Consider the following 21,250-nt stretch of genomic DNA (forward strand, 5'->3'; position numbering starts at 1 on the left):
TCGCTGACGAATTCAGTCTAGCTCGATTTTTTAATAAGAAGGCATAACGGGGGCATAACACCCCCTGACCACAGCAGCCAGCAAATCATGAAAAGCTACTACGGATCGATCGTCGAAAGGACAACAATCTCATTGCGCACTGGCGCTGACATCGATATTCCCTCCCATTTTACCGACCTAAGCTCCTCCGTCATCCAGTCATGCACACTATTGCAACATCTTCTTCAAAAGATAATTTACGTGACACATGGGTCCGAGCTTCTTGCGGCAAAGCGTACGCTTAAGGAATTCCCTAGCCCAAAGGCTAGAATAGACTTCTTGTGCTCGTTCCCCTATAGCGAGCATGATCCAATTGTACTATCGGCATTCAATTATGCGAGATCATTATTTCGCGGATTATACGAACTCAGAAACGTGCTTTCGCACGAAATATGGGCATCCAGCGAAGATTATGGCGACGGCATCATCTTTTCCAGCCTGGACGAACAGGCGAGACTATTAATGGCCACTGGGCGGATTTGGCACGTGGCAGATGCAACAGCCCAAGAAGTTCATGACGCCGCAATCCGATTTATTCGGAGCGTAAAGCTGATCACCAGCGCCAACCTTCGTACCGCAATGGATGATGCCAGATTGTGCACATGGATTCTTATGCACATTGAAGGAATTCTCGAGGAGCCGGATCCTGCGAGAAGGGAAGACGCGCGCCAGCTCTTCATCCACTACAAGGGCACTTCACACCTCTTCGAAGGCGCGCAGGTCACCAATGGAATCCTGAATTACAATTCCACAAAGAGAAAAACCATCCATCGTTGAGCTGGAGCTTACAAACGGATCGAGAGAGCCCCAGCGGCCCAGCGACGTCCCACAAACAACAAGGGCGCCTTTCGGCGCCCTCGTTCTTTCAACTCATCCCCACTCGATCATCAACAGGTCGTCCAAACCCGCATGATTAAAGGACTTGGCTGTGATGGACATGGGTCTTTACCGTCGCCTTTACCGTCAGAAGCGCAGATCTTTTGCTGGCGCGGGAGATGGAGCGATTTGCGGGGCGGCGACTCTGGCAACAGCATCATCGATCACGTAGCAAGAATACAGGAGACGGCGAGCCTTGTCCCCTCCCCTGATTTTTTACAGGTCAGCCTACGCTCGCCTTAACAACCTCTCGATAGCGGCGGCCACTGCTCCCAAGGCATTGATGACGCCGTCCAACACGAAATCGAGCGCTCGTCCGTAGCCTGCGTTGACGTTAGCTGTGTCGAAGCCTAGCCGCTGCAAGGTCGTCAAGCATTGCTCCACTGCCTCGTGCGCATCGGCGATTCTGAGATCGTTGTTCAAGAACAAGGGGGCCATGGCTTCATTGCGGTCGTTCCAACCCTCTGGCTCTTTGCCTGAGGCAAAGGCATCGCCTGCCTCCTCGTGAGCGTTCAGCCTTTCGATGATGTTTAGAAGAGCCTGCAGCAACCGAAGGCTTCCCAGCTCCTTGACAGCCCCCTTCGGACACCCAGCTCGCTCCAACAATGACTTGAGGTGGCCGTTTGGAACGCGCTGCCACACCTCGTGCAAGCCTTTGCAGCGAGCGAGGAACATCTGCTGCGTCATGCTCAGCGGAGCAACCTGGGCCAACCGACCGAGCGCCGGATAGGCCAGCCAACCATTAGCTGCCACCTCTGCACGATCAAAGCCGGTCAGCTCTACTGCTGACTTATTCAATCCCACGGTTACACCGAGTGCGGAAAGGCCATCGCCCAATCGTAGAAGCACATCGAGCAGCCGCTGCACCTTGGCGACCACATGCTCTTCTTCCAGATCCACGTGCGCCAAGTCGGCCGGATCGATCGCAAATGATCGAGCAAGCACGATTTCGCGATCTGGCTTTGGCTTATACAACTCCCGCATCGGCACCTGAATGAGATTTCTTCCGACTCGCCGGCATTCAGTAAAACTCCACTGCCCCCGGTACGATGGGCTACAGAACCATCTACCCCAGACATAAGCTGGCGTCGAGTCGTAGAAAACACTCTGTTCGTACTTCTCGAGAAACCGATCGTCAAGATAGACCGGATCGTGTCCCACCAAGGCGTTCGCGCGCGCGTGAGTCATGGGCTCAGCATCGCCAGGCCACTGAATGCCTTCAGCGGTCTGCTCTGGACAGAGATCTGGCATCACCGCCTCGACCGAAGCCCATAGCTGAAGCAGAAGCCTGCCCCTGTGCTCGCGGATGTCCAATTCATGCCAAGCGACCCCTTCGGCAGGCTTGCGAACTACATGAGACTCTCCTCCCATGATTGCGCGGACTTCGGGGACGTCTGGTAGCAAGGCTGAGTAGTAGAAGACCCGCACGCCCCGGGCGCCACGCAGCCAAAGGTAGCGACGAAGGTACTCATTCGACATGCGCCAACTGACTGATCTCTTCAAGCTCCAGTGATAGTCACTGGACACCTCTCCCTCTGCCACACCAATCTCTGGGAGGCCCAGGTCGTCGTAGACCAGACGTTGCTGATCATTCCCGACACAACGGGGTGTCAGTCCAAGCGTCATCCAGACTTTCTCAGCTAGATTGAAGGTGTAGAAAGAGCCGTTACCCCACGCCGCAACAATGTAGTCATACCCCGATACTGACGGAGAGAAATTGGCGGAGCAACCACGCTTATCACCTGCAGGAACGGAATATTCGACCACACCATTGCCGGCTTCAGATGGAACTTCTATGGGCCCCTCATCCACCCCGGGAACCACGGCCATTAGCAGATGTAGGTGTTCGGCTTGCTCCCCATGTGGATCGGATTCGTGCATGGAGGCCACCTCCACGACTTGGTCTGGCGACAAGCCGACAGGCTCAAGCAGGCCGCGCAGCCTTGGGGGCAGTACGTTAGCCGGGATGGGAAATGCTGCTAGATAGTCAAACGGCATGATTCTTCTTGGGAGGTCTCAATAGTGGTCAAGAAATACAGGCTTTGCTGTCGTGGCACCTCGCCCGCCGGCAACATGACATCACGTCACCGAAGCCCCATCGTTAGGCAATGGCACAACGGGTCATTCATTCATGTCACTCAATTCAATCGGCTCAAGAATCTTTGCAGCCGGTAAAGATTGACGGGGAAAGTCGTGCCGCAGTTGGCGCGCAAGCTCGCCAACTGCATCACCGCGATCCAACGCATGATGGACCAGCAAAGAAGCAACCTGCCGCGCCTGCGCCTTTGCGCCAGGCTCACGACTGTTCTCCCGACCGCGAAGCGCGTCACGCCAGCCCAGCTTTGCCCTTTTTACATCGATTTGATCTAGCACCCGAGTTAGGCCACTAGCCTCAACCTGCGCGAGAAGGCGTAGAAACAATAGTCCTTCATTGTAGAAAGTGGGGCTGGGCTGCGACAACGCCTCCGCCAACCCACCGTAGTGCGGTTCGAGTAAAGCGGAAACTAGTGCTGGCTCCGACTGAACCATCCTCGCCAGGACTAATGCTCCCAGTTGCCAATCGACGTGGCCCCAATGGCAGAGCGCAATGCGCTTGCCCGCCGCTATATGACGTAGCGCGCTAGCAGGAGCGATCGCTGCGAGATGTGTCGACATGCTGACGATACGCGGTTCATTGCATTTAACCATCGCTTGGATTGCGAGTCTCGCCGCAGGTACGGCGTACGCGACCCCGAGCAGCATTCTTGCATCGCCAATATTTTCCGCCCAATCTGGGCCTATCGCTTGGTCGATCTCGCCCCAATCGAGCGCTAATACCGTCGCCTCGAACTGCTTTGGCGACGCCCTATGCATGAAGCTAAGAAGCCCTGCGGCTGCTTGGAAGTTTCGTTGCGTGCTACGCGACAAACTCATTGCGAGATCATTCGGCGACCAGCACCTGCAGATCTTTCGCCCTACCTGCCGCATTCGCCGAGAAGGTGCCAACTTGCCTACATAGATGTGAAGCGGATCGTAAAGCCGCAACGCGTTCCACACGATATCGCGCAGTTCGTCGAACGCGTCTTGTGGAGCGGCACGTAGTCGATCGGCGATGGCCGGGATCAGTGCTTCAATCAGCGTGAACCCGAATTCTGGTTCGAAGTAGCAGAAATGCTCGCAAAAATCGGCGACGACCGACAGGTAGGCGTCCTGCGGCCATGTTGACACGATACGATGGCACGCGTCGTGGTCGACGTGTTCAAGATAGCAGGCCTTCCACACATCATCCCTGCCAGCACCCATCATCGAAAGCAAATTGGCGATCTCACCAGCATGCAACGGGGCTGCGACACTGATCGCCGTCGCCAATGTGCGTGGATCAGCTAGCGCGACGATGCTTTCGCCAAGTGCCCTATTGGTATTGAGCACATGATTAATCACGCGGCCAATCGCATAGCATGCGCCTTCGGGCGCCGCCTGTATCCACTCTGCAAGGGTTTCCTTGTGATCGGCAATCACATTCATCTCTTCGGGCAGATAGCCATGCAAGTTGCTGAGTAACCAACAGGCATGCCGAATGCCAAGTGGTTCCGTCGCTACCCAGCAGCGTTCTAGAACGGGAGTAAGCCATGCCGGCTGCACAAGACGACGCCACATACCGTATTCGCCAGCGGACGAAAGTTCGCCAAGCAGCACACCTAGGCCGCCGAGCGGCATCTCAACGTCGGCGAGCACTGTTCTGAGCATAGTGGCAATCGTCTGGCGCTCTTTGGCTGTCTGACCGTCCAGAATACGTGCAAGGAGGACGCTAGCGAGACGCTGATGTGGACAGCGAAGATCATCGACACTTAGTAAAAATCGTTGCGCTACAAGCCAAGCAATCGCGGCATTGCCATCAGAGTTCGGCAACGCGTCCCCGACCAATTGCAGCAACGCTTCGCGCGAACAATGCGCATCACGTGCTGCCAACTGGCGAATTGCCGCAGCGGCGAGCACCAAGTCCGCTCCTGCTGCACGCGCGGAACTTGCCAATGCACTCGCTCGCCGCCATCCTCCTCCGAGGATGAAACAAAATTGCCACGGATAGAGCGCTTGCTCCGCAGCCTGCTCGAGGCGCAGATCGAGCTGCTCATCTCCTGGACGATCGCCGATCCGATCATCGGCGCGACGAACAGCGGCAAGCGTCGCTTCGGGGGAAGCCCGCAAACCCTCCGCAATAACCCGGACCGCGCGCTTAGCATCAAGCTGGATGGCACCCGGAAAGCCGCCCTTGTCTTCAGAGATCGTGTACGCGCTCAACACCCATCGCGATGCAGTGGCCCGCTCTTCCAACTCACTAAGCAATGCGGGGCGGGTCAGGTGTGCGTCATCAACGATGTAGAGGGTCGGTTTTGGGCTCTCGTCAAAAGGAGGCACCTTTCCAATCGGGTCAGCTAAACGTAGAACCCGCCATCCGCGGCCATGCATTTGGCGTGCCACTTGAAGGATTGAGATTGATTTCCCAGCTCCCGGCACACCCGCTAGTCGAGCAGATCCGGCGCGCTCCAAGTCGGCAGTCAGCAGAGCTACCTCCGGAAGTGTGGGACAAGCCGCGACATCTGCGGGCCCGAGTGAACGCCCCATCAGTGCAGGCCCAAGATCACGTGCCATTTCGAACTGAACCTCGGACCACACAGACGCCTCAATATTGACTGCTGCTGATCGTGGCGCGAACGCAATGAGGCTCCGACGGATCTGATCGAGTTCGTCGGCTCCTGGTAGCGCACGCAGCGCTGCCATGATTTTTGGGAGATCGCCTGCATGCTCGGGATAGATTTCTTCGACCACTGCCTGATGACTGGACAGCAGCGCTTGAATCGTGTCCCATCCAATGGCAACTACAGGAAATTTCCCTTCCTTAACGCGCTGCTCGGACACGAGTCGGGCATGTTCTTGAAGTCGTGCGTCGTTGGGCGCTGTGGTAGCAAACGTCCAATGTCCAAGCGTTGGTTTGAACTTCTCCGCCTTGGCGAGTTCTGCATTGAACTCCACGATAGTCGCTTTGGCTCCGTAGCCTTCGTTCTTCCCTTTGCACTGCACGCCAAAATTCTTTCCGGGTGTAGCCTGCGGCGTTCCATAGACATCAACACCGTGCTGTTGTTGGCCAGACCGACCGTTCTTTTGGGCGAGGGGCGTCCTCCACACTGCGGCAAACAGTGCGCGAGTCAAATCTTCGAATTTCTCCCACGACTTTGGCGGGGGAATCTGTTTGTCAATAAAGTCCATTGCATAGGTCGCTTTGTTGGTGCTTTGAAGGAAATCGCTGCGTCACTGCAGTCGACTCTTCGACTGCCTGTGCCTGGTACCCGGCACCGCACCTTTCCCACTTGCCTAGGTTGATATCAGCCCTCAAGCAGTTGCTTTCTTCGCTGCCAGTCTTGCCACAAGCAGACGATATGCAGGCTTCTCATCAACCTTAAACAGATTTGGTTCGTTCTTGAGGAGATCAGCGAGCACCGGGGTCACAGCATCGAACAGAGCTGTCAGTAGCGCTTCACCGACTGCGCGCGGCTCCGCAAGATCCTCTAGCAGCCCTGACATCTCGCCATGCGCGAGCTTGTTGCGCCCTTCGCGATAAACAGTATTGACTGCAGCATCAACAGTGAGCTTCCCATCAGGCGCAGAGTCATCGATCGGTTTGAGGGCTGCCTCGGCGAAGGCGGTCATGTCCTTGGCGCTTCCCCCGGCGCCGGAAAGGCCATCGGCGGCGCAGCCATAGTCCACAACGGCCATGAAGTCGGAAGCCTCGCGACGAGCTTCACCGACCCAATACAGCGCATTGGCCCAGCGTTCGACGAGATGCAGCGCATGTCCGGTTCGTCGTCCAACGACGTAGTGCTGCAAGATGCATCCGGCGGCATCCAGGAAGGATTGTTCGCCCGCCATCTTGGCAGCCAGCGCGCGGGGGCGTCCGCCAAGGCCAGGCATCTGTACGCTCGACCCACGCAATATCCGTCCGTCCAGCGTGGTCGCGAACCGGTCCTCTGCAAAAAGATGCTGCCGGCCAGCTTTCGTAAATCGTCGCGCATCCCCGACCTGGAACCTCAGTCCGATTGCGTCAATCGCAAGTCCCACCACCACCGACGCTTTGAAATGCGACCGCGCATGCTCATGCCCTTCCATCCGGATGGAAGCTATCCAGCTGTAATGGCGCAGCGTACGCAAAACGTCCAACGCATGCGACGCGCGGCGACCACGCTCGGCGGCAGTTGATCGAGCGGTCAACTCCTCTATGTCCAGTTCACCAGCCTCGACCTGGCGGATGAGCTCGCGGACCTCCGAGTCCTTGACAAAGGAATCGAGCCATTCCACTCTCGGCAGGAATCGCACCGGCCCCACGGAGAATGCCGGCACGGCCTGATCCGAGTGAAACAGATGGCAAGGGATATGCCGGTCGACGTCGGGACTCGCGCTGGCGGCCAACTGCTGCAGGCGCGCTTGGTAGTCGTCGGCGAGCACCGCATAAAAATCGTCACCGAGCAGCACGTCGTGTTCATTCTGGCCATCCGGTACTATTGGAAGGCGCGATTGGCAGTCGCGAAGCGTGTCCCCGATGGCCTGGAACGAAAGCTTCATGAAGGCCTCCCGATCAATCGTCTGGCGCAAGGCTTCGCGTGATTTCCAGCTTTGCTGTGACAGCAAGTGAGCTGCGTCCACGCCTGCTTGCGTGACCCGATACTGCCCGCCTTGCGACACCGGAATGGCAAGCGGAACCAAGGGGTTCCCGCTGAGGGCATGCCATTGTGCAAAGGTCATCGCCTTCGCCGTGATCACGTCCTCGACGATGGTCTCCATGAGCTTTCCCACGGGCGTCTCTTTTGCACCGCCCGAGCTTGCAAACTTGTTCTCTCTTGCCACTTTCCCCTCCTACTTAGCCCAATATGGGGCTGGCGCTACACACAACCAGCTTCATTGATCCGCGGGTCATGGCCACATACAAGTGCTGTGCGCTCATGCCCTCCGTATTCAGCACCACCGCCACTTCTGCCTCCAGCCCTTTGAGCAGCAGCGTGCTGCCGACCGCACGCTTGGGCAACGGGCGGCCCAACAATCGGTTCTCTTCGCGCACGCGCCTGGCAGCCTCAGCAAGCGGGACGTTTCCTGCCGAGGCCCCACGCAGCGCCTTGAGTACGCCGTAAAGAATGGCGGGCCGATGTACGCGCACGTTCGGCATTTCGCGCAACTCCGACAACAGTGTTGCGGCTGCGGCGATGGACGGGCCGCGCTGGAACGCCAAGGCACTGCTCTCCGCTGCGGACGGCGGATTCCTTGCGGTTCCTCGGGCCAACGACTCCAGACGCCGTGTCAGCTCTGCGACACCCACGTTGGTCATGACGCTTTGCGCCAGCGCCAGCAGTTGCCCCAAGGCCCCCGCAGACGCAACATCGAAACTATTGCCGAAGGCGATGAGGTCTTGTAAATCAACCGCCTCAACGGTCGAGGCCCCTGGCGTCTGGCTTGCGAAGTTCTGCTGGCTCGAACGGTTACGGCTGTCGGCGATGATCAGCACACGACCGTCGGCGGTAGGCGGCATTGTCCGCGCCGCAGCCAGTCGCTGCGGGTGGTCGTTGGGAGGGACGGTCTGAACCCACGTCACATGTGCTAGTGGCCCGGTACGCAAATCAACCGACTGACCAGCCACCAACAGGCGGCGAGCCTCCAGGAGCCACTGTCCGAGTGCTTCCGCACCAGCATTGCGCCACCGCCACGGCGTGGCCAGTTCCGCCACGACCGGGAAATGCGCGCACACTTGGTGCTCCCAGTTGGCCAAGGCGTTGCCACCAAAGCCGAAGATGCCTTGCATCGGATCGCCAAGCACGCAGGTCGGCAGGATCAACGAGAGAAAGTAGACGAGATAGTGCTGAGGCACCGAACAGTCCTGGTACTCGTCAACAATGAGATGCGCATAGGACGCTTTCAGTACCTCGCTGACGTGCCCCGCCTGCAGCAGCTTCCAGGCGAATTCGCGGATCGCCGGGTAATCCCGCGCCGGCGTGGCGAGCCGCAGGATGTCCGGGTCATGACCGCTGCGCCCCGGAAAGCTCGCAATCAACCTTATGGCCCAGCCGTCTATGGTGCTCAATCGATAGGCACTGTGCGGCACACCGGCACGGTCCAACCGGCCACGAAGTGCCGCCACGCCAGCATTGGTGTGCGTGAGCACGAGGATGGGTTTGCGACCTCCGTGAGCGGCCAGGGCGTGGGCGATCAACTGCGTCTTGCCGCATCCGGCCGGTGCCGTAACCGTGCCGCGGGCGATCCCGCGCAGGTCGATTTCAGCGGGGCCCATGGGCAGCCCACGCAGATACTTGGTCCACAAGTGCCCTGAAGCCCGGATCGCATAGCGGCAAGTCCGGCGCCACGATAGTCCTTGCAACATCCTCCATCCACGAGATGGACTTGAACCAACCGGCCTTGCGGATGCGCGCCGCCTGCCCGAGCAGGGCTCGGCTTGGCACTGATAGCGCTTGCGTGTTCTGGATTTCGTCCCAGACGGCCTGAACGGTCAGCGTGTTGTTAGAGACGGTGCGCAGGTGTTCGTGGATCAGGTCGCCATGCAGTTCGTATGCGTAGTTGATTAGCTTTTGACAAGCCGCTGGCGTAAGGCTGCCAAACAGTTCGTCCTCCAATGCGCGGCCTGCGCGATAGGCGACGACCGCGCCACCGGCCTGTAGGAATGCATGTTCGATGGCAGGCGTAGGCTTCTTGTCGTCATCCCGTACGACCATCACCCTGTAGCCTAACGACTGGAAGGCCGCCGCGCGAGCATATGGCCGGTCGGGCTCGCCACCGCCACAGTCGACCATCGCAATGCCCTGTGCTGACAGGGACACGCCGCCATGTTCGATTCGGTGCAAATCCAGACCACGCAGGAGTCCGATCTCGCTGGCCCCTTCGCACACGACCACGGAACCAGCCAGGAAGGCCTCGGGATAGAGGCGAATGGTGCTCTGTGTGTCGTTATCGGGGCCCACCATGCGGGCCTCATGACCGTGGAGACTGCGGCGCAGCACGAAGAGCTGGCTGCCCGACAACTCCCTGAGCGCTACTGGCGAATGCGTGGTGAGAAACGCCTGCAGCGGGGCCGCTTCCTTCGCTCCGAGCGAGCCGAGAAACCGAGCAATGCGGTGCGGCTCAAGGCCGTACTCCAGTTCGTCCGAAAGGACGATCGAGGCTTGGCTGGCCGCCTTACGCTGCAGACCTGCGACCAACAGGCGCGTGGACCCAACGCCAAGACTGCGAAGTGGGATGCCGCCCTCGTTGTGCAGGGAGATGGTCCCGCCTCCGAACGACACGGAATGCGAGTCGAGCAGTGCTCTCGCCTTCGCGCCGATGTGGACGCCGAGTTCCTGGGCGGTCGCAGCGACGATCCCCAGCGCTTCTCCCAATTGCTGCTCGGCCTGGTCGCCAAAGGTGCCGCGCGCATCCCGTGCAGCCTTCACGAGTGCCGCCGAAGCATCCGCGCGTTCCTCCGAGATGCGGTTCAGCACCGAGCCCCGCTGCCAGGCCAAGTTGTAGTCAGCGAGCGCACCGATCCGCGTCGGCGCCAAGGCCAGACGGTCCTTCCATGCGAGTGTCTTCACCAGACCTTGCTGGGAGGCGCGGTCGGAGATAAGAGTCCAGGATGGTTCCAAGTCGCTGGCGACGGTCAGATTCAGGCAGAGAACCACTTCTGCACCGGCAGACGGCTCGTCTTCGACGATGCCCGTGGCGGCGTGATAACCGCGCAGAAACGCACCGAAGCTTTCCAGCGTACTCATGCTGTCATCCAGCGCGCCCAGTGTCAGCGTGATGCTGATTGGAGCCGTGATGTCCAGGCCGAAAAAGTCAGCGTCGGAAATCTGCACATTGCGCCTGGCGCCCAAGCACAGATCGATCGCATCCAGCACCGTGGATTTTCCGCTGTCACCCGTGCCGATCAGACAATTGATGCCAGGCGACGGACACCACACCAATTGCTTGATGCCACGGAAGTTGGCGATCTCGATTTTTCTTATTCTTGCCATTGGGTGCCCCTGTGATGGTGTGCGGCCTGTTCCGCTTTAGAAATCCCTGATGCAAAAGCACATTGCGAAGTGCTCGATTCTTTGCGCTACCTGCATTCCCTCGCAGGACATCGCCTGAGTTCCAGTGGCTCGCGGTCGGATCGAGAACCACCGATGCAACTGGCGCGTCTCAGGCCTTCGGAGCGTCTTTCGCTTCGTAGATCCGTCGGGCTAGAAGGCTGGCGAAGATCAGATACTGTGCGGCCTTCTCCGGGTCGAGATCATGATTTAGCGAATGAGCCTTGGGATTGCGAATGCCAAGATAGGCACCGACCAAAATTTGCATGAACCCCTTCTGGTCATTTCTGCCCGACTCCGTGTCGAGTTCGCTGAGGATCAAGTGCGGCTTTTCCAAGCTCAACGCTTGTGTCGCCAGAGCCGCGCCGTCGAGGTCCAGGCCAGTGCGCTCTCGCATCAGATCAAAGATCGCAACGACGGAGTTCAAGACGGCATCGCGGTAGTGTCCGTCCACATAGTGCTGGAAGGCATGCGCGAAGATAACCGGATGCAGCAGTTCCTCGAAGCCTATGCTCGGTTTGGTACCCGTCGCTTCACGCACATGCGCTTCCGCCCTCACCTCTACCTGGGGAAGATCGCGCGCAAGGATGTCGTCGTAGTCATTGGCGTCGCCAAATCCGATATGCCTGCCAAGATTTCCCATGTCTTGCTCAGGAAACCCTGCACCGGTCCACAGCTTGCGCAGTAGTTGATAGTCAGCTTTCAAATAGCCATTGATCAACTTGGCCCCTGCTTTATCGTCGCTCGCAAGGAGGCCTTGTGCATCGATCGCTTTCTGACGCATTGCCCGAAACAGGGCATTTACCTCCAAGTACCATTCAAGCATTGCGTCTCTCCTCGGTTGATCTTTTCCATTTAACAAGCCCCCCCCCCAAACCCCGCATGAGCGACCGCCGTCATCGCGCAACGTACGGGCTTTCGCACTTTTACTTTTTCCTCAGCATCAGCTGAATCATGGCGAACAGTCGGTGGAACAGATAGTCGACCTGGTCCACATCGATCACCGGCACCTGGCTGATCTCCGAATGCCGAATGAGGTGACTGTTTCCAATGGAGTTCAGTTCTGTCGCTTCCGTCTCCAATCTCTCCCGCAGCGACGGCACGGAGGTCACTGCGTCGAGGATGATCTTGACCGAACGCTTCTTGTCGCTCGGGTCAGCCAGTGACTTGAGTCGCTCCCATGCGTCCCACAACCGCTCCAGCGCTTCGCGACGCACTAAGGGATTGCGGTCCGAAAACTTGGCCCGGCACTCGTCGAGCATGTTGTCGAGCGTGCGATCTCCGGTATTGAAAAGCGTTCGTTTCAGTTCTTCGCCAAGCACCGGCGGGAGCACTCGTTCAATTCGACCATTGGGCAGCATCTCGAATGCAACCCCGTTGCGCGCGAAGATGCGATTGACGGTCACGCGGAAGTCCTCCTGCCCCGCTTCCTGGTCGAAGGTCAGGTGGTGATGACTGAAGAAGTCGTGATACTTCCCCGAGATCGGCTTTGCCACTGACGCGTGAACGAATTCGATGAAGTCCAAGACGAGCAAGGTGTCCGGCGCGAACGGCTGGCGCTTGGCAAAGTAGCCCTCCCCATCAAGAGAGACTGTCTCCAACGGCCAAGCCAGACCCGGCATTTCTGCGCTTACGGAAGCCGCCAAGGCGTCCACATCGCCGCCGCAAGTGGCTTGTCCATCCGGGCAGCGTTCGGGAAAACGCAGGCCGAATGCACCGCTATTGATCAACGCCTGTACCGTTGCCACGAGGCCCGCCCAGACAGTGGGAGAAATCACCTGCTCGGTGCGTGCGCGCGGACCGTTCTGACGATCGCTGAAGTAGTCGCTTATCACGTTGACTCCGTTCGCGGCCACGCCACGATGGTGGCGACGTTTCTATCCAAAAATTTCAGTCCCCGGCGCAGGACCATGGTGTTCAAGCTTGTGGCCTCAGCAGCGACACGCTGGTTGGACCAATGCATGCTTCTAGCTGCTCGCTGCTCAAGTCGTTCACGGCTTCCGGCGTCAAGCATCCGGCGTTGAAGAGTCCGAGGTATTGCCCTCTAGTCAGAGCGAGCCGCACGTCTGTGAGCTGCAGCGCACCGGCCGGAAGGCCGAATTCGAGTCGTTGCAGAACTTCGTCGAGTCCCGCCAGGAACGTGGGCTGGTCCGGGAAGAGCGCCGACAGGATTTGGTGCGTCGAGCGCAGGTGAAAGCGGGTTGCGTCGGCGATCCCGATGATGTTCCCGTATCCGACAGCGCCTCCGAAGGGCGTGGTCGAGAACCGCTTCTCCAACACGTCGACTGGCGTACCCTCGATCCAGTCGTACAAGAGCGCCGCGCGCTTGCATCGGCACCAGAACTCAATCTCGTCCCGGCAATATCGTTGCAGTGCCTGCGTCATCGAATGCCCATAACGCTGCGCCACATCATTGGCGCGCACGCTCTCCGACCGCCCCCGCTTCATGACCGGTGTGTAGATCGCATCCATTTCGTCGAGGACCTGCACCATCGCCAGCACCTGGGTGGGCGACGTCTGTGCGGCGTTCAGTTGTTTCATCAACTCAACCAGTCGCAGGCTCGACTCAAACGACAAGGACGAAGCCCCGCAGGCCCGTCCGAGCAAGGTCAGGTGGATCAACTCGCCCTCGCGCTCGGCCAGCCCCGCCTGCAGCAGGCGCTCGACCAACGCGGTGACTTCATGCTCCACGATCGCGATCCATTGCGGGTTTGCGCGTGATGCAGAGTAGCCGCCGAACGTGTTGACCAGGAGGCCAGGAATTTCGGTGGCGCGCACGCCCCGAACCTGGCTAAGCAAGCGCAATGTCCAGGTTGGCAGGTCGCGCTGCTGGAAGGATGACTTCACGTCTTCCGGCACGCCGAGCACGTACTTCTGGAACAGTTGCGCGCGCTCCATCGGCGTGTCGGCGAGGATGATGGCCTTGCCGGTCTCGTTGTATCCGAGCCGTCCCGCCCGTCCTGCCATGTTCTTGTACTCGGCGACGGTGAATGGGCGGCCGTCGTCACCGATAAACTCGTTCTCGGCCAGGATTACCGTCGATGCCGGGGTGTTGATACCGGCAGCCAGTGTCGTGGTGGCCACCAGCGCATGGATACCGCCGCCAGCGTTGCGATAACCTTTCTCCACGGCTTCGCGCTCCGCGCGCAAGAGATTGGTGTTGTGGAACGCAGTGCCCCCAGCAAGGCATTCCCGCAGATCCTGCGAGGCGCCGGTCAGATCCTGATTCGGCAGCACGTCCAGGACGGTCGTCGCAGGACCCAGGCCTAATTCCTTGGACAAGTATTTGGCGCAGCCCTGTGCCGGACCACGCATGTTGCGGAAGACCAGCAACTTCTCGCCCTGTCCAACCAGTTGCTGAACCAGCGGCACGATCACGTCTTGCGAGCTGGGCTTGTCGCGACGCTGCACGATGCGATGCGCAGGCAACAGGGCTTCGGTCTTGGTAGTGCCGTCCGCATCGACGAACTGGAACATCCCGCGCCTATCGAGCACGCCCTCGACCAGGGGCACAGGCCGCTCGCGGGACATCAGCAAGGGCAGGTCGAGCCAGCGATCGAAGCTGTTGAGGTTGCCAATGACCGCCGACAAGATCACCAGTTGCGGTTCGATGCCGCGCTGACGCGCCCGCAGCAGAAGCGCGAAAATCAACTCGACCGTAATGCCTCGATTCGGGTCCGTGATGAACTGGCCCTCGTCAAGCACGATGAGGCCGAGCTGGTTGAGCAGGCGCGGCGAGCCGAGCGCCAGATTGAGAAAGGTTTCGTAGGTGAAGAAACCCAGGTCATAGCGACCGCCCAACACGGGGCCAATGCCATCCGTTGCATCACCGCTGCACCGAACGACGCGCAGGCCCGCGGGTCCATATCGCTCGCTGAACTCCTCGAACTTCTCGTTGACCAGCGCCCGATACGGCAGCAGAAACGCCGCTTTCTTGCCGGCGGTGACTGCCTGAATCGCAGCCAGTTCGCCGATCATGGTCTTACCCGAGCTGGTCGGCGCGACCACCAGCAGCGATCTGCCGGCCAGTACGCCGTGTTCGTTGACGGCCTTGAGTTGAAGCGCGTTGAGGCCTCGCGGGAAGTCCGTTGTCCACTGATCGACGATCTCCGGCGGAAAGCCGTGCGCGGAAAATTCCGCAAATGATCCCGACATTTTCTGGACCGCTCTGGCCGGGAACGCAGCGGCGTAGTTGTCACCACGCTTAAGGGCTGGAAACACAAGGCCACCCTGGACGTTGCCCAGGAATACAGGCGTCTGTGTCACGCTGATGCGCTCGGCCTCGACACGCGCCAGCCGGATAATCTCGCCGGCTATTTCCGGGAAGCTGACCGAGTCGCCGACCGCACCCGTCAACGCCTCTATCACGGCATGCGTAAGCAATCCGTGTCCGGTGCCCGGCTGCTCCCAGGCAGATTCGTTGGTTGCACAGGCGGCAAGCAGAATGCGCCCTTCGCCGTAAATCCCAGTCAACGCAAATGCGCTTCGCGGGCGCGCTGCAGCCTCCAGTACGCGTGCAGGCGCCTGCCCGCTGAAGCAGCAGTCAAGCACGCACAGCACCGCACGCGCCTTCGTCGCTTTGAAGGCATCGGCCAAGTCGGCCATCGACAAGCCTGTGCTGGAAAGATCAGTTGGGTTGGTATCGAACAGGACCAGGTTCCCATCGGGAGAACCGTGCCCAGCGAATGTGATGACGACCACGTCGTCCCGGCCCGCGGCCGACAGTGCCCCAAGGATCGCCTGCGATACCTCGGCATGTGTGGCTGCCTCATCGACAAGCAGTCGACCAGCCAAACCCTCAATGATGTCGGTGAACAGTGCCCACAACGCAGTCGCGTCGCGGCGGGCTCCGCTCAGCTCTGGGATCTTCGCATCGAGATGTTTGTTGATACCGACGAAAATCGCTTTGATCGCCACGCAATCTCCTAGCTTCCAGCTTGGTAGACGCCTTCCGGCAGGAATGCATCGTTCGAGGAATTCTTGGTCATCCGTTTCTTTCGAAAGATCAGAGAATGGAGCGGTAAGTCGCCAATACCTTATAGGTTTGAACCAGATTTGGCGCAGCAAGATGTCGAGACACCGGCCCACGTCGATCGGCGGATTCCTCATTTGGGCCCGCTGGCGCTATGCGGCCGACATGGCCATACAGCGCCCAGGTCCAATATTACCCAAAGCGTTACCTGAAGCTACAATCCCAGACCATAATGTACAGGACCCGCCAAGTTTTCCGGAAACAGTCTCGGAACGTAGGTCTGCTCGTTGATCCAGGCATCCACCATGTCCGCCCACTCTTGCAACATGTGTCGCCGTTGCTCAGCGTACTCGGCCTTGTTGTAGATCGAGCGCGAGGACCGTCCGTCTTCATGCGCAAGGCACTTCTCGATCCAATCCCGGTTGAAACCCAATTCGTGCAGCAGCGTTGATCCCGTACGGCGCAAATCGTGAACGGTAAACGGCTCCAGTGGTAAGCCCGCGACTTTGGCCCTCTCGACCACAAGCTGCGTGACACGGTTCAGGGTCGCCTTGGACATGCAACTGTCAGCGTTGTAGCGCGACGGCAGGACAAACTTGGAACCGGCCGCACAGGTATGCAACGCCACGAAAATGTCGAGCGCCTGGCGTGAGAGATAAACCACGTGCGGCCTCCTCCCCTTCATTCGCTGCTTTGGAATCGTCCAGGTTGCCTTCTCGAAATCGACCTCGTCCCAAGTCGCCTCGATCAGCTCACTCTTTCGCACCAACGTCAGCAAGATCATGCGCAACGCTAGCCGGATCGTCGGATAGGTAGCCACGAACTCCAATTGCTTGGACATCAGGTGGATTTCCTGCGGAGACAAGGCACGATCCTTCGGCACGAAAGTGGCAATGGAAGCCGCATCTACTCTATCAGCAGGGTTTGCCACCTTCTCCCCATGCAGATTCGCGTAACCATATATCTGCTTCACAAGGTCCCGAATTTGAACGGCGGTGGCTGGTGCGCCTCGCGCTCTCACGCGCAAACACAGAGCGCGTAAATCCTCCCCATGGATTTCACCAAGAAGGCGTTTGTTGAACGTCGGCAAGATGTCGCGATCCAGTACGCTCTTTCGCATTGAACGGGTCGACTCGGCCATGGTGGCCCCATAAAGCCACCGGGAGGCATGATCGCTGAAGGTACAGGTCTCCGATCCACGCCCCTTCTCTCGCTGCTCCTGTAGCGCTGGCGAAGTACCCGTGCCCAGCAGCCGCCTGGCACGGCGTAGCTTTTCTCGGGCTTCGGCTAGTGAAACTCCTCCGAAGCCATAACGGCCTATGGTCAACGTCTCTCGTCGGCCATTGATCCGGTAGTCATATCGAAAGGTAATGGTGCCTTTCGGCGAAACGATGACGTACATGCCATCGCGATCGGCGACCTTGTAAAGGATCTCGCGGGGTTTCAAGTTCCGCAGGGCGAAGTCTGTCAGCACGGGAATAGTCTCCTGATTGAAACGGCCAATTGCCGTCACCTATCACGAGACCTACATACCCTTGCGAGCCCGCATAAATCCTGATGTCTAAGAGGGAGAACTACCGTCGCTGACGGTAGTTCTTTCGTGGCTACGCCAATCCCAGTCCAAAGAGCTTGCGCACCCCGTCAAATTTACCGTCAGCTTCGCTACCTGGAAGCTCTTAAAGGTAAATTACTCACACGAAGTAGTCTTTAAAATCAACAGCCTAGAAGAATCACATTCTTGTTGATGATCTTTTTGGAGACTTCCTAAACTGTTGATTTATAGGGGAAAACTCCTTCCCCTCACTCCCACTCAATAGTCGCCGGCGGCTTCCCCGAGATGTCATAGACCACCCGCGACACCCCCCGCAACTCATTGATGATCCGGTTGCTCACCGTCCCCAGGAACTCATACGGCAGATGCGCCCAATGCGCCGTCATGAAATCAATCGTCTCCACGGCCCTTAGCGCAATCACCCACTCATAAGCGCGCGCGTCACCCACCACACCCACCGACTTCACCGGCAGGAACACGGCAAACGCCTGGCTGGTCTTGTCGTACAGGTCCGCCTTGCGCAGCTCATCGATGAAGATGGCATCGGCCTTGGCCAGCAGCTCGGCGTATTCGCGCTTCACTTCGCCCAGGATACGCACGCCCAGGCCCGGGCCCGGGAACGGATGGCGGTAGACCATGCTGCGCGGCAGGCCAAGCTCAACACCCAGACGGCGCACTTCGTCCTTGAACAGCTCGCGCAGCGGCTCCACCAGGCCCAGCTTCATGTGCTCAGGCAGGCCGCCCACGTTGTGGTGGCTCTTGATCACATGCGCCTTGCCGGTCTTGCTGCCGGCCGACTCGATCACGTCCGGGTAGATGGTGCCCTGCGCCAGCCACTTTGCATTCTTCAGCTTGTTCGACTCTTCGTCGAAGATCTCAACAAACAGGTTGCCGATGATCTTGCGCTTGGCCTCCGGGTCGCTCACGCCTTCCAGCGCGCTGAAGTAGCGGTCGGCGGCATTCACGCGCACGACCTTCACGCCCATGTGCTCGGCGAACATCGCCATCACCTGGTCGCCTTCCTGCCAGCGCAGCAGGCCGGTGTCCACGAACACGCAGGTCAGCTTCTCGCCGATGGCCTTGTGCAGCAGCGCGGCCACCACAGACGAATCAACGCCGCCGGACAAACCCAGGATCACTTCGTCATCGCCCACCTGTTCGCGCACGCGGGCGATCTGGTCGTCGATGATGTTGGCGGCGGTCCACAGGGTCTGGCAGCCGCATACATCCACCACGAAGCGGCGCAGCAGCGCCTGGCCCTGCAGGGTGTGGGTCACTTCCGGGTGGAACTGCACGCCGTACCAGCGCTTTTCTTCGTTGGCCATGGCGGCCACCGGAATGCGGTCGGTGGTGGCGGTGATGGTGAAGCCCGGCGGTGCAACGGAGACGTGGTCGCCGTGGCTCATCCAGACATTCAACTTCGGCTCGCCGCCGTGGTCGCTCAGGCCCTTGAACAGCGCATCCGGGTTGATCACGTTCACTTCGGCGTGGCCGAACTCGCGCTGGTCAGCCGCTTCGGTGGCACCGCCCAGTTGTGCGGCCAGGGTCTGCATGCCGTAGCAGATGCCGAAGATCGGCAGGCCGCTGTCGAACACTTCCTGCGGCGCGGCGGGCGCGCCCGGCAGTGTGGTCGATTCCGGGCCACCGGACAGGATGATGCCCTTGGCGCCGAAGCCAGCGATCTCGGCCGGGTTGTGGTCCCAGGCCCAGATTTCGCAATAGACGCCCAGCTCGCGGATGCGGCGGGCGATCAGCTGCGTGTACTGCGCGCCGAAATCGAGGATGAGGATCTTGTCGTTATGGATGTTGGTCATGGCGCCCCGGCAATGCAGTAGGGAAAACGAAAACGTCAGATTTTTCAGCGGCAGATGGAGAAAGAGGAACGGGAATCAGCTTCCTCGTTCCTCTTTGCTCGTCCCGCATCAGGAGCGGTAGTTCGGCGGCTCTTTGGTGATCGTCACGTCGTGGACGTGGCTCTCGCGCTGGCCGGCGCCGCTGATCTTCACGAACTTGGGCTTGCTGCGCATGTCCTCGACGGTGGCGCAGCCCACGTAGCCCATGGTGGCGCGCAGGCCGCCCATCAGCTGGTGGATGATGCCGCCCACCGGGCCGCGGTACGGCACGCGGCCTTCGATGCCTTCGGGCACCAGCTTGTCGGCGGTGGCGGCGTCCTGGAAGTAGCGGTCCTTGGACCCCTTCTCCATCGCGGCCAGCGAACCCATGCCGCGGTAGCTCTTGTACGAGCGGCCCTGGAACAGCTCGGTTTCGCCCGGCGATTCCTCGGTACCGGCCAGCAGGCCACCAATCATGATGGTGGAGGCACCGGCGGCCAGCGCCTTGCCGATGTCGCCCGAGTAGCGGATGCCACCGTCGGCGATCAGCGGGATGCGGTCCTGCAGCGCTTCGGCCACCAGGTCGATCGCGGTGATCTGCGGCACGCCGACGCCTGCCACCACGCGGGTGGTGCAGATCGAGCCCGGGCCGATGCCCACCTTCACTGCGTCCGCGCCGCTGTCCAGCAGCGCCAGCGCGGCTTCACCGGTGCAGATGTTGCCGCCGATGACCTGCACGTTCGGGAAGTTCTTCTTGACCCAGCTGACGCGGTCCAGCACGCCCTGCGAATGGCCGTGCGCGGTATCGACCACGATCACGTCCACGCCGGCAGCGACCAGCGCTTCCACGCGGCGATCGGTATCGCCGCCCACACCGACGGCCGCGCCGACCAGCAGGCGGGTGGCAATGTCCTTGGCAGCGTTCGGGAAGTCGGTGTTCTTCTGGATGTCCTTGACGGTGATCAGGCCGCGCAGGGCGAAATCATCGTTGACCACCAGCACCTTTTCGATGCGGTTGCGGTGCAGCAGCTGCAGCACTTCATCAGACGCGGCGCCTTCCTTGACCGTGATCAGGCGATCCTTCTTGGTCATGATGTGGCGGACCGGATCGTCCAGCTCGGTCTCGAAGCGCATGTCGCGATGGGTCACGATGCCGGCCAGCAGGCCGTCGCTGCCCACCACCGGCACGCCGGAGATGTTGTGCGCCTGGGTCAGGGCCAGCACGTCGCGGATGGTGGTTTCCGGGCCAACGGTGATCGGGTCGCGGATGACGCCGGCCTCGAACTTCTTGACCTTGGCCACTTCGGCGGCCTGCTGCTCCACGCTCAGGTTCTTGTGGATGATGCCCATGCCGCCCAGCTGTGCCATGGCAATGGCCAGGCGTGCTTCGGTGACGGTGTCCATGGCTGCGGACAGGATCGGAAGCTTGAGCTTCAGGTCGCGCGTCAACCGCGTTTCGAGGTTGACGTCCTTGGGCAGGATGGTCGAATGAGCGGGGACGAGCGAGACGTCGTCGTAGGTGAGAGCTTCAGCCTGGATGCGCAGCATCGGCATACCCGAGATGTGGGGAAGCGCGACATTTTACCCTGTTTTGGCGGCCTGTGGCAGGGGGTAGATGCGACGCAGTGTCGCGCGGGCGGCAATTGGTTCAGACGCCGGCGCACCGCCGTTGGTAGGTGCCAACCTTGGTTGGCACACAACCGGGAGGCCTTTGCCCCACCTGGGGTCCTGGCGCCTGAATGTTCGTGCCAACCAAGGTTGGCACCTACCAAGAGCGGGTCATGCGGGCCGGCGGGAATTACGGGGCGTCGACGCGACCCCGGTAGCGGGGGGGGGGCGCCCCCCCCCGCCGCAGACGCGGAGCAAGACCGCGCGGCGTGCCCGGCCGCGACACCAC

12 protein-coding genes are annotated in these 21,250 nt (G+C 59.9%); 1 reads left to right on the forward strand and 11 read right to left on the reverse strand.

Going from position 1 to position 21,250, the window contains the following annotated elements:
- The first annotated feature begins 87 nt into the window (after window positions 1–87).
- Window positions 88–816 (forward strand): hypothetical protein, encoded by a 729-nt coding sequence (locus tag AC13GI_RS16170; RefSeq protein ID WP_482996827.1) that lies wholly within the window; start codon window positions 88–90, stop codon window positions 814–816.
- Between the two features lie 327 nt (window positions 817–1,143).
- On the opposite strand, the gene AC13GI_RS16175 is transcribed toward AC13GI_RS16170, so the two are convergent.
- From AC13GI_RS16175 to guaB, 11 genes are all read right to left on the reverse strand, one after another.
- Window positions 1,144–2,796 (reverse strand): hypothetical protein, encoded by a 1,653-nt coding sequence (locus AC13GI_RS16175; protein WP_482996828.1) that lies wholly within the window; start codon window positions 2,794–2,796, stop codon window positions 1,144–1,146.
- Window positions 2,797–3,036: 240 nt separating this feature from the next.
- The gene (locus AC13GI_RS16180) at window positions 3,037–6,159 is read right to left on the reverse strand and encodes a hypothetical protein (protein WP_482996829.1); all 3,123 of its coding nucleotides are present in this window, start codon (window positions 6,157–6,159) and stop codon (window positions 3,037–3,039) included.
- A gap of 123 nt (window positions 6,160–6,282) precedes the next feature.
- Window positions 6,283–7,728, reverse strand: a complete 1,446-nt coding sequence (locus tag AC13GI_RS16185; RefSeq protein ID WP_482996830.1) for a hypothetical protein — start codon at window positions 7,726–7,728, stop codon at window positions 6,283–6,285.
- Between the two features lie 76 nt (window positions 7,729–7,804).
- The gene (locus AC13GI_RS16190; RefSeq protein WP_312660150.1) at window positions 7,805–9,223 is read right to left on the reverse strand and encodes a UvrD-helicase domain-containing protein; all 1,419 of its coding nucleotides are present in this window, start codon (window positions 9,221–9,223) and stop codon (window positions 7,805–7,807) included.
- Entirely contained in the window at window positions 9,210–10,940 is a 1,731-nt protein-coding gene (locus tag AC13GI_RS16195; RefSeq protein WP_312660152.1) for an ATP-dependent nuclease, read from the reverse strand. The genes AC13GI_RS16190 and AC13GI_RS16195 overlap by 14 nt, the downstream gene beginning before the upstream one ends.
- Window positions 10,941–11,109: 169 nt before the next feature.
- On the reverse strand, window positions 11,110–11,823 hold the full coding sequence (locus AC13GI_RS16200; RefSeq protein ID WP_312660154.1) for a TIGR02391 family protein: 714 nt from the start codon (window positions 11,821–11,823) through the stop codon (window positions 11,110–11,112).
- Window positions 11,824–11,923: 100 nt separating this feature from the next.
- Window positions 11,924–12,832 (reverse strand): AbiJ-NTD4 domain-containing protein, encoded by a 909-nt coding sequence (locus AC13GI_RS16205; protein WP_312660156.1) that lies wholly within the window; start codon window positions 12,830–12,832, stop codon window positions 11,924–11,926.
- Between the two features lie 82 nt (window positions 12,833–12,914).
- On the reverse strand, window positions 12,915–15,914 hold the full coding sequence (locus tag AC13GI_RS16210) for a DEAD/DEAH box helicase (protein ID WP_482996831.1): 3,000 nt from the start codon (window positions 15,912–15,914) through the stop codon (window positions 12,915–12,917).
- Window positions 15,915–16,183: 269 nt separating this feature from the next.
- Window positions 16,184–17,443, reverse strand: coding sequence for a tyrosine-type recombinase/integrase (locus AC13GI_RS16215; RefSeq protein ID WP_482996832.1), 1,260 nt, complete (start codon window positions 17,441–17,443; stop codon window positions 16,184–16,186).
- Window positions 17,444–17,769: 326 nt separating this feature from the next.
- Window positions 17,770–19,335: a glutamine-hydrolyzing GMP synthase gene (gene guaA / locus AC13GI_RS16220; RefSeq protein WP_108265561.1), complete on the reverse strand. Its 1,566-nt coding sequence runs from the start codon at window positions 19,333–19,335 to the stop codon at window positions 17,770–17,772.
- Between the two features lie 108 nt (window positions 19,336–19,443).
- Window positions 19,444–20,901, reverse strand: coding sequence for an IMP dehydrogenase (gene guaB, locus AC13GI_RS16225; RefSeq protein WP_032976170.1), 1,458 nt, complete (start codon window positions 20,899–20,901; stop codon window positions 19,444–19,446).
- Window positions 20,902–21,250 lie beyond the last annotated feature (349 nt).

Source organism: Stenotrophomonas sp. 82F1 (assembly GCF_056861525.1).